13 protein-coding genes and 1 pseudogene are annotated in these 14,841 nt (G+C 64.8%); 9 read left to right on the forward strand and 5 right to left on the reverse strand.

The features are described 5' to 3' along the window. Nucleotides 1–214: 214 nt before the first annotated feature. Entirely contained in the window at nt 215–1,198 is a 984-nt protein-coding gene (locus BJA_RS21585) for a LytTR family DNA-binding domain-containing protein (RefSeq protein WP_162494093.1), read from the reverse strand. Between the two features lie 44 nt (nt 1,199–1,242). Here BJA_RS21585 and BJA_RS21590 point away from each other — a divergent pair, with 44 nt between their 5' ends. The 9 genes and pseudogenes from BJA_RS21590 to BJA_RS21630 all read left to right on the forward strand — a co-directional run bounded on the left by BJA_RS21590 (nt 1,243) and on the right by BJA_RS21630 (nt 10,062). Next, nucleotides 1,243–2,436, forward strand: a complete 1,194-nt coding sequence (locus BJA_RS21590) for an acyltransferase family protein (protein WP_038967105.1) — start codon at nt 1,243–1,245, stop codon at nt 2,434–2,436. 51 nt (nt 2,437–2,487) lie between these two features. After that, a complete protein-coding gene (locus tag BJA_RS21595; protein ID WP_011087110.1) occupies nt 2,488–3,627 on the forward strand; it encodes a cysteine desulfurase family protein in 1,140 nt (379 codons plus the stop codon). 113 nt (nt 3,628–3,740) lie between these two features. Further along, a complete protein-coding gene (gene sufB, locus BJA_RS21600) occupies nt 3,741–5,237 on the forward strand; it encodes a Fe-S cluster assembly protein SufB (protein ID WP_011087111.1) in 1,497 nt (498 codons plus the stop codon). Nucleotides 5,238–5,298: 61 nt separating this feature from the next. Beyond that, the gene (gene sufC, locus BJA_RS21605) at nt 5,299–6,048 is read left to right on the forward strand and encodes a Fe-S cluster assembly ATPase SufC (RefSeq protein WP_028171266.1); all 750 of its coding nucleotides are present in this window, start codon (nt 5,299–5,301) and stop codon (nt 6,046–6,048) included. Nucleotides 6,049–6,060: 12 nt separating this feature from the next. Then, nucleotides 6,061–7,365 (forward strand): Fe-S cluster assembly protein SufD, encoded by a 1,305-nt coding sequence (gene sufD / locus BJA_RS21610; protein ID WP_011087113.1) that lies wholly within the window; start codon nt 6,061–6,063, stop codon nt 7,363–7,365. Beyond that, on the forward strand, nt 7,362–8,609 hold the full coding sequence (locus BJA_RS21615; protein ID WP_011087114.1) for a cysteine desulfurase: 1,248 nt from the start codon (nt 7,362–7,364) through the stop codon (nt 8,607–8,609). The genes sufD and BJA_RS21615 overlap by 4 nt, the downstream gene beginning before the upstream one ends. Continuing rightward, nucleotides 8,606–8,977 (forward strand): SUF system Fe-S cluster assembly protein, encoded by a 372-nt coding sequence (locus BJA_RS21620; RefSeq protein WP_011087115.1) that lies wholly within the window; start codon nt 8,606–8,608, stop codon nt 8,975–8,977. Before BJA_RS21615 ends, BJA_RS21620 begins: the two co-directional genes overlap by 4 nt. A gap of 123 nt (nt 8,978–9,100) precedes the next feature. Then, nucleotides 9,101–9,443 (forward strand): annotated as a pseudogene (locus tag BJA_RS21625) (HesB/IscA family protein). Nucleotides 9,444–9,621: 178 nt separating this feature from the next. Then, nucleotides 9,622–10,062, forward strand: coding sequence for a TfoX/Sxy family protein (locus BJA_RS21630; protein WP_028171268.1), 441 nt, complete (start codon nt 9,622–9,624; stop codon nt 10,060–10,062). 64 nt (nt 10,063–10,126) lie between these two features. Here the strand turns inward: BJA_RS21630 and fabA are convergent, their stop codons facing one another. The 4 genes from fabA to BJA_RS21650 form a co-directional block, all read right to left on the reverse strand. Next, on the reverse strand, nt 10,127–10,657 hold the full coding sequence (gene fabA / locus BJA_RS21635) for a bifunctional 3-hydroxydecanoyl-ACP dehydratase/trans-2-decenoyl-ACP isomerase (protein ID WP_011087118.1): 531 nt from the start codon (nt 10,655–10,657) through the stop codon (nt 10,127–10,129). A 98-nt stretch (nt 10,658–10,755) separates the two neighbouring features. Further along, the gene (locus BJA_RS21640) at nt 10,756–11,823 is read right to left on the reverse strand and encodes a GGDEF domain-containing protein (RefSeq protein WP_011087119.1); all 1,068 of its coding nucleotides are present in this window, start codon (nt 11,821–11,823) and stop codon (nt 10,756–10,758) included. Between the two features lie 163 nt (nt 11,824–11,986). Then, nucleotides 11,987–13,489 (reverse strand): DEAD/DEAH box helicase, encoded by a 1,503-nt coding sequence (locus BJA_RS21645; RefSeq protein ID WP_011087120.1) that lies wholly within the window; start codon nt 13,487–13,489, stop codon nt 11,987–11,989. 290 nt (nt 13,490–13,779) lie between these two features. Next, nucleotides 13,780–14,775, reverse strand: coding sequence for a helix-turn-helix domain-containing protein (locus BJA_RS21650; protein ID WP_011087121.1), 996 nt, complete (start codon nt 14,773–14,775; stop codon nt 13,780–13,782). Between the last annotated feature and the right edge of the window lie 66 nt (nt 14,776–14,841).

The raw sequence follows: 14,841 nt of genomic DNA on the forward strand, positions 1-14,841 counted from the left end.
GTGGCGCCCTCGGATGATGCGCGAGCGGCGCGCGGTGAACTGACGCGCGCGTTCTAACATGAGGCGTGGGTCAAAAAGCAAGCATCTTCGACATATCGCAATGGGCTCAAGAGCTTAACCTGTCGTCCGCATGTCACGCCAACAGCGGTCGGGATCGAACAAGGTGATGACGAGGAGCGCCATTGCGCCGACAACCAATTGGAATCACGATTGTTTATCGGCTGTCGGGCGCCTCCGGAGGCGATTCACACAAGGCGGTGCGGTCTCCGAGCGAGGCGACCGCGGGCCGGTAGCGGCGGCTGCCTCCCAGCGTCTGCCCGGTGTCGAAGGTGAGCTCGAAATCCCCTGACGGCTTGAACTCCACGCCACGCACCCGGTCGAGATTGGCGAGCCTTGTCCGGTGAACGCGCACGATGGCGAAGCGGGCGAGGTCGTTTTCGGTCGCGGCGAGCGTGCCGCGGATCAGGCGCTGGGTGCCGTCGGCGAGGCTGTATTCGATGTAATTGCCGGCGGAGGCGACCCACAGGATGTCGCGCGGTGCGACGCGAATACGGCTGGCGCCGTCCCGGAGCCAGATCAAACCGGGGGGCGGCTGCTCCAGTGGAGCGGCAGGCATAAACATCGCCGCGCGCGCGGCCTTCCTCAGCTCTCGTCGGCTTTCGATCAGCCAGAGTGTTGCTCCGAGCAGCGAAGCGGTCACGGCATCCTTGCGGAACTCGTACAGGATCACCGCGAGCGAGAAATGGAAGTCGTAGGCGCTTCCCGCGAGCCAGAGCGCGAGCTTCCGGACCCAGACCATTCCGGTGATGTGGAGGGCCGAGAAGCCGAGCAGGGCGACCGCAGCGATTCCGATGCGTATCGCCAGCCCCCGTGGCTGGCGCATGCGCCGGACGGCCAGCACCAGGATCGGCACCAGCAGCAGGATGACGATGATGCTCGACAGTTCCCAGAACAGTCGCCGGCCAATGTCATAGCTGTCGCCGCGCCAGGCGGCGTCCTGCGCGCCGGAGAGTGCATTGACGATTCCGATGGCGAACGCGACGGCCGCGATCGCACCGAAAATCGTCCAATCGCCGCCGCTGATCCCGCCGCGCCAACCGCTTGTCCCGGGCGCCGACGCCTCGTCCCCGCGCGCCCGGTCCTGATCCCAAACCGTCTCGACGCGCTTCGTTTCGGGGGCATTTTGGCCGTCAGCCATGGCCCGAAAACCGCGTTTGTCGTCCCGTGAAGGAGCAGAACACCATGTCAACACCGCAGCAAATTTCGATCTCGGAACGGCGCATCGATCTGGATTGGGTGCGGATTTTAGCCTTCGGGCTGTTGATCTTCTACCACGTCGGCATGCTCTACGTGTCGTGGGGATTTCACATCAAGAGCGTGCATCGGCTGACCTGGCTCGAGCCCGTAATGCTGTTCCTCAATCCCTGGCGGCTGTCGTTGCTGTTCCTGGTCTCCGGGGTAGCCAGCCGCTTCATGCTGGGAAAGTACCGGCTCGCCGCCTTCGCCCGCGCGCGGTCGGCGCGGCTCTTGATTCCGCTGATCTTCGGCATGCTCGTGATCGTGCCGCCGCAATCCTACCTCCAGATCGTCGAGAGCCTCGGCTATCCAGAAGGCCTCGTCGATTTTTACATCCGGCACTACCTCGCGTTCAGCTCGCAATTCTGTCCGAACCCCTGCATCGTACAGCCGACCTGGAACCATCTCTGGTTCTTGGTCTATCTCTGGATCTACACCATGGTCTTGGTCGGCGTGCTGGCGTTGTGGCCGGCAGCCGCGGATTGGATCGGCGAGAGGGTGGCGGCCGCGCTCGCCGGACCATGGCTGCTGTTGCTGCCGTGCCTGCTGTTTGCAGCTTGGCGGCTGTTTCTCTCGCCAATCTTCCCGTCGACCCATGCGCTGTTCGGCGACTGGTACAATCACGCAGACTATGCGACCGCGTTTCTGATCGGCTTCCTGCTCGCGCGCGAGAACAGCATCTGGCGCGACATCGAGCGGCAACGGTGGGTGGCGCTGACGCTTGCAGCCGCCTGCTTCGCCGCCTCCGCCCTCGTTTATGCCGGCTTGTTCCCGCGGTCGCCGATGCTGAGCTGGTTCGCCGGCTCGGTCTATGGCTGCTACCAATGGCTGGCGATGGCGGCGGTGCTCGGCTTTGCCCGACGCCATTTGACGGCCGACAGCCCCGTGCGCCGCTATCTGACCGATGCGATCTTTCCCTATTACATCGTACATCAGACCGCGATTATCGTGATTGCGCACGCGCTGCGGGACAGCGGGCTGTCAGCCGGAAGCGAGGCCGTGATCGTGATTGCCGGTACCGCGCTCACGTGTTTGGTCAGCTACGAGATCGCGCGCCGGATCGCCTGGCTACGGCCGCTGTTCGGATTGCGAATGGAGTCCCGTTCCGCGGCGGGGATTGCGCGGCAACAGCCGGCCTGATCTGCGACGGCTCGCGATTGGCGCGATGATAAAAGGTGCTAAGAGGGCGCCATGCCAAGCCGCGTCTATCTCGACTGGAATGCGACCACGCCGCTGCGCCCCGAGGCGCGGGCGGCGATGGTCGCTGCCTTCGACCTGATCGGCAATCCGTCCTCGGTTCATGCCGAGGGGCGACAGGCGCGGCGGCTGGTCGAGGAGGCTCGCGTCACGCTTGCCGCGGCGGTGGGGGCGTTGCCGCGGAACGTCATCTTCACCTCCGCCGGAACCGAGGCCAATGCGCTGGCGCTGTCGCCCGGTCTGCGGGGGCCATCCGGCGGCCCTGTCGAGCGGCTTCTGGTCTCCGCCGTTGAGCATGCCTCGGTGCTGGCGGGTGGCCGGTTCCCGGCGGACAAGGTCGGTCATATCAGGGTGACCCGCGCCGGCGTGGTCGATCTCGACCACCTCAGGGCGCTGCTGAAGGACGGCCCGCCGGCCCTGGTCTCCATCATGGCGGCCAACAACGAGACCGGCGCGCTCCAGCCGGTCGCGGAAGCCGCCCGGATCGTTCATGAGGCCGGGGGCCTCCTGCATATCGACGCGATCCAGGCGCTGGGCAAAATTCCGTTCAATATTAATGCGGTAGGTGCGGACCTTGCGACGTTTTCTGCACACAAGATCGGCGGTCCCAAGGGCATCGGGGCGCTGGTCGTGGCCGAAGGGCTCGCGGGCCTGGAGCCGGTGCTGCGCGGCGGCGGGCAGGAGCTGAACCGGCGCGCGGGAACCGAGAATGTCGCGGGCATTGCCGGCTTCGGCGCGGCCGTGAAGGTCGCGCTTCAGGCTTTTCCGGAGGATGCAAAGCGGATGGCAAGCCTCAGAGATCGCTTGGAAAATGGCATCCGGGCGATCGCTGGAGCGACGATCTTCTCTGACGACACCGAGCGGTTGCCAAATACCATCCTGTTCACCGCCCCCGGCCTGAAGGCCGAAACCGCGGTGATCGGCTTCGACCTCGAAGGCATCGCTGTTTCCTCCGGCTCCGCCTGTTCCTCGGGCAAGGTCCAGCCGTCCCACGTGCTGTCCGCCATGGGATTCGATCCAGCCGTGGCCCAGGGAGCGGTGCGCCTCAGTCTGGGCTGGTCTACAGAACCGGACGACATCAATAGGGCGTTAGAGGCTTGGCGAAAGCTCGGTAATACCCTACTTAGAGACTAAGCGACGAAACACGGCTTGAACGGTTCTAAGCGCGTGCTTTCGGCCAGAAAACATCGTAATACTCGTCCGAGTTTGATCCACCGCGGTCCTTGAAACCGCGAGCGGAGGATAGAATGCCAGCCGTGCAAGAGACGGTCGAGCGCGTGAAGCGCATCGACGTCGATCAGTATCGTTATGGGTTTGAGACCCTGATCGAGTCCGACAAGGCCCCCAAGGGATTGTCGGAAGAGACCGTCAAGTTCATCTCCGAAAAGAAGAACGAACCCGCCTGGATGCTCCAGTGGCGGCTCGAGGCCTATCGGCGCTGGCTGACCATGACCGAGCCGACCTGGGCGCGCGTCGACTATCCCAAGATCGATTTCCAGGACCTCTATTACTATTCGGCGCCGAAGCCGAAGAAGTCGATCACCTCGCTCGACGAGATCGATCCGGAGATCCTGAAGACCTACGAGAAGCTCGGCATTCCCCTGCGGGAAGTCGCCATGCTCGAAGGCGTCGAGCCGAAGGTGGGCGAGGAAGACCCGGCCCGGCGCAAGATCGCGGTCGATGCGGTGTTCGACTCGGTCTCGGTTGCTACCACCTTCAAGGCGGAGCTGAAGAAGGCCGGCGTGATCTTCATGCCGATCTCGGAGGCCATCCGCGAGCATCCCGAACTGGTGCAGAAGTATCTGGGCTCGGTGGTTCCGACCTCCGACAATTTCTACGCGACGCTGAACTCAGCGGTGTTCTCCGACGGCTCGTTTGTCTACGTGCCGCCGGGCGTGCGCTGCCCGATGGAGCTGTCGACCTATTTCCGCATCAACGAGCGCAACACCGGCCAGTTCGAGCGCACGCTGATCATCGCGGACAAGGGCTCTTACGTGTCCTATCTCGAAGGCTGCACCGCGCCGCAGCGCGACGAGAACCAGCTGCACGCCGCCGTGGTCGAGCTCGTCGCGCATGACGACGCCGAGATCAAATATTCGACGGTGCAGAACTGGTATCCCGGCAATTCGGAAGGCAAGGGCGGCATCTACAATTTCGTCACCAAGCGTGGCGACTGCCGCGGCGATCGCTCCAAGATTTCCTGGACCCAGGTCGAGACCGGCTCCGCCATCACCTGGAAGTATCCGAGCTGCATCCTGCGCGGCGACAATTCCAGCGGCGAGTTCTACTCGATCGCGATCTCGAACGGCTTCCAGCAGGTCGATTCGGGCACCAAGATGATCCATCTCGGCAAGAACACGTCGAGCCGCATCATCTCCAAGGGCATCGCGGCGGGCAAATCGCAGAACACCTATCGCGGCCTCGTGACGGCGCATCGCAAAGCGACCGGCGCGCGCAACTTCACCGCCTGCGATTCGCTGCTGATCGGCGACAAATGCGGCGCGCACACCGTGCCGTATATCGAGGCGAAGAACTCCTCGGCGACGTTCGAGCACGAAGCGACGACCTCGAAGATCTCCGAGGACGTGCTGTTCTACTGCATCCAGCGCGGCCTTTCGCAGGAGGAAGCCGTCGGCCTCGTCGTCAACGGCTTCGTCAAGGACGTGCTCCAGCAGCTCCCGATGGAGTTCGCGGTGGAAGCGCAGAAGCTGATCTCGATCTCGCTTGAAGGGTCGGTCGGTTAACACCGACCCTCGCGGTGCGCTTCGGCGCTCCATGCATCATTTGAATAGACTGGACACCAAAATGGCTTTGCTTGAAGTGAAAGACCTGCAGGTTCGTGTCGAGGAGCGTGAGATCCTCCACGGGCTGACGCTGACCGTGAACGAAGGCGAGGTGCACGCGATCATGGGGCCGAACGGCTCCGGCAAGTCGACGCTCTCCCACGTCATCGCCGGCAAGCCCGGTTATGAAGTCACCGGCGGCCAGATCCTGTTCAAGGGCGAGGACCTGCTGGAGATGGCCCCGGACGAGCGCGCCGCGAAGGGCGTGTTTTTGGCGTTCCAGTATCCGGTGGAAATCCCCGGCGTCGCCACCATGACATTCCTGCGCACCGCGCTGAACGCGCAGCGCAAGGCGCGCGGCGAGAGCGAATATTCGACCCCGGACTTCCTGAAGAAGGTCCGCGAAGTCTCGAAGTCGCTGAACATCCCGCAGGACATGCTCAAGCGCGGCGTCAATGTCGGCTTCTCCGGCGGCGAGAAGAAGCGCAACGAGGTGCTTCAGATGGCGCTGTTCGAGCCGAGCCTGTGCATTCTCGACGAGATGGATTCCGGCCTCGACATCGACGCGCTGCGGATTGCGGCCGACGGCGTCAACGCGCTGCGCGCGCCCAAGCGCGCGATGGTCGTCATCACCCATTATCAGCGGCTGCTGAACTACATCGTGCCTGATTTCGTGCACGTGATGTCGAAGGGCCGCGTCGTGAAGAGCGGCGGCAAGGAGCTGGCGCTGGAGCTGGAAGATTCCGGCTACGCCCAGTTCGAGGACGCGTAAGGATTGTTGGAGATGAACGTTGCTGTGGCAAAGACCGGAAACGGCCGCGCGGTGAGCGATCTCTTCGCCAGCGCCGAAGGCCGGCTGCCGGGTTCGCCGGCGGTCGTAGCAGTGCGCCGCGAGGCGTTCGAGACCTATGAGCGTCTCGGCCTGCCGCACCGCCGGATCGAGGAATGGAAATACACCGACCTGCGCGCGCTGGTCGGCGAGGTGCTGCCGCTTGCGGCTGCGCCCGATACGGCCGCGCTGAAGCGCGCTGCGGACGCCGTGAAGGCGCACGCGATCGAAGGCGCGCGCAAGCTGGTGCTGGTCGATGGCGTGTTCGCGGCCGACCTTTCCGACGTCAAGGCGCTTGCCTCCGAGGTAGGCTTCAAGACGCTCCGGGAGACGCTGGAGAAGGATGCCGCTCTCCTGATGACGGCGTCCACCGACGCCGTGATCGCGCTGAACGCGGCGCTGGCGACCGACGGCGTCGTGCTGTCAATTGCCGATGGCGCGCAGCTGTCCGCGCCGATCCAGATCATTCATATCGCGACCGCGGCTTCCGCTTCGGCCTTCACCCGCTCGCAGGTCGCGGTCGGGAATGGCGCGCGCGCCACCATCATCGAAAGCTTCGTTGCGGCCGGTGCAAAGGCCTACCAGGTCAGCGACGCCGTGATCGTGACGATCGGCGACAACGCCGACGTCGCGCATATCCGCCTGATGGACGACGCGCCTGACGCGGTGAACATCACCTCGCAATTCGTCACCGTCGGCGCCAACACCAAGGTCAATTTCTTCAACATGACCAGCGGCGCCGCCGTCAGCCGCCTCCAGGGCTTCATCACGCTGGCGGGCGAGGGCAGCGATCTCGCGATCAATGGCGTGAACCTGTTGCAGAAGACCGAGCATGGCGACACCACGCTGGTGGTGGACCATGCCGTGCCGAATTGCGTCAGCCGCGAGATCTTCCGCGCCGTGATCGACGACCGCGCCCATTCGGTGTTCCAGGGCCGCATCATCGTCCGTCCCGACGCGCAGAAGACCGACGGCAAGATGATGACGCGGGCGCTGCTGCTCTCGGACGAAGCCGAGGCCGACAACAAGCCCGAGCTCGAGATCTTTGCCGACGACGTCTCCTGCGGCCACGGCGCCACCGCCGGCGCGCTGGACGACAGCCTGCTGTTCTATCTGAAGGCGCGCGGCCTGCCTGAGAAGCAGGCCCAGGCGCTGCTGATCCAGGCCTTCGTGGGCGAGGCGATCGAGCAGATCGCCGATGACGGCTTGCGCGAGCACGTGATCGGCATTGCCGAGCGCTGGCTGGAGCGGCGGTCATGAGCACGCATCCGGCAGTCAGGAACGGCTCCTACGACGTCGCCCGCGTCCGCCAGGATTTCCCGGCGCTGGCCATGCAGGTCTACGGCAAACCGCTGGTCTATCTCGACAACGCCGCCTCCGCGCAGAAGCCGCAAGTCGTGCTCGACCGCATGACGCAGGCCTATACGAGCGAATACGCCAACGTGCATCGCGGCCTGCATTACCTCGCCAACGCCGCGACCGAAGCCTATGAGGGCGGCCGCACCAAGGTCGCGCAGTTCATCAACGCCGGCCGCACCGAAGAGGTGATCTTCACCCGCAACGCGACGGAGGCCATCAACCTGGTCGCCTCGTCCTGGGGCGGGCCGAACATCAAAGAGGGCGACGAGATCGTCATCTCGATCATGGAGCACCACTCCAACATCGTGCCCTGGCATTTCCTCAGGGAAAGACAGGGCGCGGTGATCAAATGGTCGCCGGTCGACGACGAGGGCAATTTCCTCATCGAGGAGTTCGAGAAGCTCCTGACGGCGAAGACCAAGCTGGTTGCGATCACGCAGATGTCGAACGCGCTCGGTACCATCGTCCCGATCAAGGACGTCGTGAAGATCGCCCACGCCCGCGGCATCCCCGTGCTGGTCGACGGCAGCCAGGGCGCGGTGCATATGCCCGTCGATGTCCAGGATCTCGGCTGCGACTTCTACGTCTTCACCGGCCACAAGGTCTACGGCCCGACCGGCATCGGCGTGCTCTGGGCCAAGTACGACCATCTCGTCGCGATGCGCCCCTATAACGGCGGCGGCGAGATGATCCGCGAGGTCTCGCGCGATGTCGTCACCTACGGCGATCCCCCGCACAAGTTCGAGGCCGGCACACCCGCGATCGTCGAGGCCGTCGGCCTTGGCGCCGCGATCGACTACGTCAATTCGATCGGCAAGGAGCGCATCGCCGCGCACGAGCACGATCTCGTCACCTACGCCCAGGAGAAGCTGCGCGAGATCAACTCGCTGCGGCTGATCGGCACCGCCCGCGGCAAGGGCCCGGTGATCTCCTTCGAGCTCAAGGGCGCTCATGCCCATGACGTCGCCACCGTGATCGACCGCCAGGGCATCGCGGTGCGCGCCGGCACCCATTGCGTGATGCCGCTTTTAGAGCGGTTCAACGTGACGGCCACATGCCGGGCCTCATTCGGCATGTATAATACGCGGGAAGAAGTCGATCATCTGGCACAGGCGCTTTTGAAGGCGCGGGATTTGTTCGCATGAGTGACACGGCCGAAATCAAAGCCAATCCGATGGAAACCCGGTCGGCGCTGCCGCCGGAGGAAACCGAGCGGCTGACCACCGAGATCATCGCGGGCCTCAAGACCGTGTTCGATCCGGAGATTCCGGCCGACATCTACGAGCTCGGCCTGATCTACAAGGTCGAGATCAAGGACGACCGTTCCGTCGACGTGCAGATGACCCTGACGACGCCGAACTGCCCGGCCGCCGGCGAGTTGCCGACCATGGTCGAAAATGCGGTCGCCAGCGTCCCCGGCGTGGGCGTGGTCGACGTCAAGGTCGTCTGGGAGCCGCCGTGGACGCCCGAACGCATGAGCGACGAGGCCCGCCTCGTGCTCAACATGTGGTGACGCGTACGTTCTGCTTTTCATTCCTGGCATTGAATTTGCTCCGCAACGGACCACATCACTGACATGACACAGGCAACACCAGCATCCTCCACTCCGAAGCCGCGGCGGCCGCGCCCGCAGGTGATGCGGCTGACGGATGCCGCCGCCCAGCGCATCAGCGAGCTGACCCAGCGCGCCGATTCCGAGATCGTCGGCCTGCGCGTCGGTGTGAAGAACGGCGGCTGCGCCGGCCAGTCCTACACCGTCGAGTACGCCCATGATGTCCGCCCGACCGACGAGGTCGTCGAGGACAAGGGCGTCAAGATCCTGGTCGATCCCAAGGCCGTGCTGTTCCTGCTCGGGCACCGAGATGGACTACAAGGCCGACAAGATGCAGGCCCAGTTCGTCTTCAACAACCCCAACCAGGTCTCCGCCTGCGGCTGCGGCGAATCGGTCGAGCTGCGGCCGGCGAAGATCGACGGGTAGGCCCGGCTCTCCCGTTTCACTCCGCCGTCGTCCTGGCGAAAGCCAGGACCCATACCGCGTGATCTCTCGATTGTGGGAAGTGCCGGTGCCGCGTAGCGTGACTTCGAGTCTTCGCTAAACTCCTCCTTGGGTAATGGGTCCTGGCTTTCGCCAGGACGACGATGAGGAGAGGGGGGCCATGGACCGCGAATTCCTGATCGACCTGTTCGCCGATTTCGGCCCCGTCACCATCCGCAAGATGTTCTCCGGCTACGGCATCTCCGCCGACGGTACCAACTTCGCGCTCGCCCTGCGCGCGGGCCTGTTCCTGCGTGCCGACGAATTGACCATCCCGGACTTCGAGACAGAAGGCTCAAAGCCGTTCCAGTACTCGACCCGCGCCAAGACCGTGACGGTCAACTCCTACTGGGAGCTGCCCGCGCGCTTGTTCGACGATTCCCAGGAGCTTGCGCAATGGGCGAGGGCGGCGCTCGCCGCCGCCCAGCGCGCCAAGGTGAAGCAGCGGCCCAAGGGCAAGAAGGCGTCGAAGAAGGTCGCGCCGAAGAAGCCCGTTGCGAGGAAGCGGCCAGCCAAGAAAGCGGTTCGTAGGGTAGGCAAAGCGAAGCGTGCCCACCGTTGAGGTGCTGGTGCGGAGAGACATGGTGGGCACGGCGCTGCGCGCCTTTGCCCACCCCTACAGGACTTCACTCCACCGCCTTGGTCAGGCCTACCCGCATGTCCTTGGCTGTGAAGACGCAGGCGCCGTCGGCAAGCACCCGGCCATCGGCAATTCCGAGCACCAGCTTGCCGCGCCGGACCATGCGCATGGCGACCTCGTAGCGCACGCGTTGCACGGTCGGTGTGATCTCGCCCGTACATTCCACCTCGCCGACGCCGATGGCGCGGCCTTTGCCCGGTGAGCCCGACCAGCCGAGCCAATAGCCGATCATCTGCCACATGGCGTCGAGCCCGAGAGAGGACGGCATCAGCGGATCGCCGCGAAAGTGGCAGTCGAAGAACCAATGGCCCGGTACAATGTCGAGCTCGCCGACGATATGGCCCTTGCCGAACTCGCCGCCGTCCAGGCTAATCTCGGAGATGCGGTCCATCATCAGCATCGGCGGTGCCGGCAATTGCGCATTGCCGGGACCGAAATAGCCGCCTTCGCTCGACCTCAGCAGCTCCTCCCTGGTGTAGGACGGTTGCGGCGTGTGGAAATCATGAGGGTTGGGCAAGACGACATGTCCTCGCGTCAGGCGCGTTGAGCCAGCGCGGAAGATGTCGCCCGTCAGGAAAGAATGTCAAGCGCGCGCGGTTCGGCGCGGTGCTTCCGTCACGCCACCCGGCTGTGCGTCTCAACGGCAAATTCCGGATCCGCTTCGCAGATCACGCGGTTGCGGCCGTTGCGCTTGGCGGCGTAGAGGCAGGCATCGGCGCGTTCGATCAGCGCGTCGGTGTCGTCGCCCGGCTTGAGCATGGAGACGCCGACGGAGATGGTGACGCGGCCGAGAATCTCGCCGGTGGACTTCTTCTTCAACTCCTTCGCCATCACGGCGCGGCGGATGTGATCGGCGACCGTGAGGGCCTGGCGCAGCGCCGTGTTGGGCAGCAGGACGGCGAACTCCTCGCCGCCGTAGCGCGCGGTGATGTCCTGGCCCTTGATGGTCTGCTTCATGGACAGGCCGACCAGGCGCAGCACCTGGTCGCCGGTGAGATGGCCGTAGGAATCGTTGAACGACTTGAAGTGGTCGATGTCGAACAGCAGCAGTGACAGCGGCTCGCCCGATGCGAGCGCACTCTGAACGGCCATGCCGATCATGCGATCGAAATATTTGCGGTTGCCGAGGCCCGTGAGCGGGTCGGTCAGGCTCTCGGCACGGATCGCCTCCAGGCTCTGCTGGAGATTGCTGATCTCGTTCCTGGACAGCGTCAGCCGGTCTTCCAGCGCCTTGTTGGTCTCACGCATCTCGCTGGTCGAGCGCACCAGCGTCTCGACGATCGCCTTGATCTGCTCGCGGCTCTTGGCCGACGACAGCCGTTCTGTCGCGCCCGACAGGCTGGCGTCGTAGGAGCCGGTCATGCCGAGCGCATCGCCGAGAACCTTCATCACGTCATCGATCTCGCCGATGACGCGCGCACCGACCTTGTCGATGCGGTCGGTGGTCTTGATGTGGGAGAGATAGGTCTCGTAGATCTGCTCGAGATCGGCTTCGGTCAGCTTGCCGTGGCGGGCCAGCGTCTCGTTGATGATCTTGTTGAGCGGTGCGTTGTAGCCGGTCGCGTAGACGTACCAGATCTCGTAATTGCGGGGAATTGCCGTCTGCCGAAGCGATCGGATCTGACCGAGCGCCACCTCGGCGAACGCCATCGTGCGTTCGTGTTCGTCAAGCACCTTGACCACGGAACATACCCCACGGCGGCCAATGCATCGTCGACCGCAGCAATGCTTAAATTATGTTCGTAGGCTAACGGACGATCGTGAACGACCCGTAAATATACGTTCACGAATGCGCCTGAAAACGTGTGCGGCGCTCTGTCTCAACCAGCCTGAAACGCGTCGCGCTTCAGGCGCCGGCGGGGGAGCGGACCGGGCGCAACAGAAACGCCGGAAGGTGGGAATGATCGCCCGGCTCGGTGTCGGCCTCGCGCTGGCGGCGCGGTTCGGGACGGCCGATCGACGGCACATGCGACGCATTGGCCTGCGGGCGCGAGCCGTGACGCGGCTCGGGTGATGGCCTGGCTTCGCGCGGAGGTCTCGGCTCGCGTGCGGGCCTCGCCTCGGGGGCGGGGCGTGCTTCGGCTGAAGGCCGCGCCTCGCGCGGCTCGTGGCTGCGCTCACGGTCGCGGCCGCGTTGCGGCTTGCCGCGTCCGCCGCGTGAACGTTCGCGGCCGCGCTGCTCGCGCGGACGGTCGGTCGCATCGCCGGCTTCTGCGTGGACTTCGTAGTCGCCTTCAGCGCGCGGAATGCTCTGGCCGATCAGCTTCTCGATCGCAACCATCGACTTCTGGTCGAGCGGCGTGACGATCGAGATCGCCGTACCACTGCGGCCGGCGCGGCCGGTGCGGCCGACGCGATGGACGTAGTCGTCGGGATGATGAGGGACGTCGAAATTGAAGACGTGGCTGACCTCGGGGATGTCGAGGCCGCGGGCCGCGACGTCGGAGGCGACCAGCAACGGCAGCTCACCCTTGCGGAACTGCTCGAGTGCGGCCATGCGGGCCGGCTGGTCCATGTCGCCGTGTAGCGCGCCGACGCTGAAGCCGTGCTTCTGGAGCGATTTGTGAACGATCGCGACTTCGCGTTTGCGATTGCAGAAGATGATCGCGTTCTTGAGATCCTTCGCCTCGCGCAGCAGGCGGCGGAGCAGTTCGCGCTTTTCATGCGCCTTTTTCCCGGCCGGGACCTGGGACTGCGTGACGGTGACGGCGGTGGTGGCGGGCTTGGAGACTTCAACCTTCTGCGGGTTGTGCAGGAAGGTCTCGGTGATGCGCCGGATTTCCGGCGGCATGGTCGCGGTGAAGAACAGGGTCTGCCGCGTGAACGGGACGAGCTTGCAGATGCGCTCGATGTCGGGAATGAAGCCCATGTCCAGCATGCGGTCGGCTTCGTCGATGACGAGCAACTCGACGCCGGTGAGCAGCAGGCCGCCGCGCTCGGTGTGGTCGAGCAGGCGGCCCGGGGTTGCGATCAGCACGTCGACACCGCGCGTCAGCTTGGCATCCTGGTCGCCGAACGAGACGCCGCCGATCAGCAGGGCGACGTTGAGCTTCTGGCCGGCGCCGTAGCGATCAAAATTCTCTTTGACCTGTGCCGCGAGCTCGCGGGTCGGCTCCAGGATCAGGGTGCGCGGCATGCGCGCCCGGGCTCTGCCCTTTTCGAGGATGGTGAGCATCGGCAGCACGAAGGCCGCGGTCTTGCCGGTGCCGGTCTGGGCGATGCCGAGGACGTCCTTGCGTGCGAGGACGTGAGGGATCGCCTGTTCCTGAATGGGGGTGGGGGTGGTGTAACCGGTGGCCGCCACTGCGGCGAGGACTTTTTCGGATAGTCCGAGATTTGAAAAGGACATTGAGCCTCTGGTCGAAACCGCCGTTCGGAATCGAGGGTAATAAGGCTGGTCGCGTTCCACCCCGAAACGGCGCGCTCTCTAGGAAGCTGGGGGTGCTGACTCACGCGAACAAAGCGCAAGGCTCAGGAATCGCTCTTCGATCCGAGCTGCGTCGCCCCGGAACATAGGCGGGAATTGGCCAAAGTCAATGGAGCAGGCGCGGGAAGGCCCTAAAAACCCTGAGGTTTTACCCAAATAGCGGGCCCGGCTGGGGTTTTTCGCCTCGGCCATTGGCCGGGCGGAGGCAGCGCCTAATGCCCTTCTGGGACCCGAGCCCGGAAGTCGCCGGGGGCCATGCCATAGGCGGCGTTGAAGACCCGGTAATAGGTCGCCAAGCTCTCGAAGCCGCAGGAGGTCGCGATGTCGGCGATCAGCCGCTCCGGCGCCTCGCGCAGCAGGCGGCGGCTTCTCTTCAGGCGCTCGTCGGTCACGGTCTGCGAGAAGCTCTTCTCCGCGGCTTCGAACAGCATGTGCAGGTGACGCACGGAAACGCCGAGCAGGTCGGCCACCATCGCCGGCGCCAGATCCGGGTTTTGCAGCTGGCGCGCGATCAGACGCCGCGCCTGCGAAAGACGGGCGGTCCGCAGCGCAGCCTGCCCGAGCCGGCTGCCAGGGCGCACGATGCCGCGCTCGATCAGCGCGAGGTGGGCCAGGGCCTGAACCAAGGAGGTCTGGACCAGGGAGGTCGCATCGGCAGCACCGTCATCGCCAGCACCGTCATCGCCAGCGGCGACCTCGCCGAGATCGGCAAAGCAGGCCGCGAGCAGGGGCGCCAGCGCATGGTCATTGAAGGTCTTCGGCGTGAGTTCGCGGATGCGCCTGTCCTGCGCCGGGATGCGGCTCACCGGGATCTTCAGGATGCGCAGGTGGAAGCCCCCGGCGTCGAGTGGCGCGGTGCGATAGGGCAGGTCGGTATGGCTGGTGGCGAAGCTGCCATTGGCGATCGCGAAGTCGGATCCGCGCATGCCGCCGAACCAGCCGCCGCTGCCGAGCTGCTGGTAGACGCAGATGCTGTCGCCGGGTGTGTAGGCGATGTCGGAGGTGCTGCGCTCGACCGTGTAGGGCGAGGCCTTCAGCTCGACGAGACCGCCAGCGCCGAGCTGGCGCAGTGAGAATTCGCCGAAGAAGTCCGCGCGCCGTTCGCGCTCGAGCTCGGCGGTGACGCCGAACAGGCCCTTGGCGCGCACCTCGCGCCAATAGTCGAAGCGCTCCTGCGGCTCGACCTCGTCAGTGCACCAGCGATACACGATAGCCCCTCGTCCGCGAACGGAATTGCGCCTAAGAGAAACCAGATTCCAGCTGTTCTTGCCATA

It is taken from the genome of Bradyrhizobium diazoefficiens USDA 110, assembly GCF_000011365.1.
Classification (GTDB): Bacteria; Pseudomonadota; Alphaproteobacteria; order Rhizobiales; family Xanthobacteraceae; genus Bradyrhizobium; species Bradyrhizobium diazoefficiens.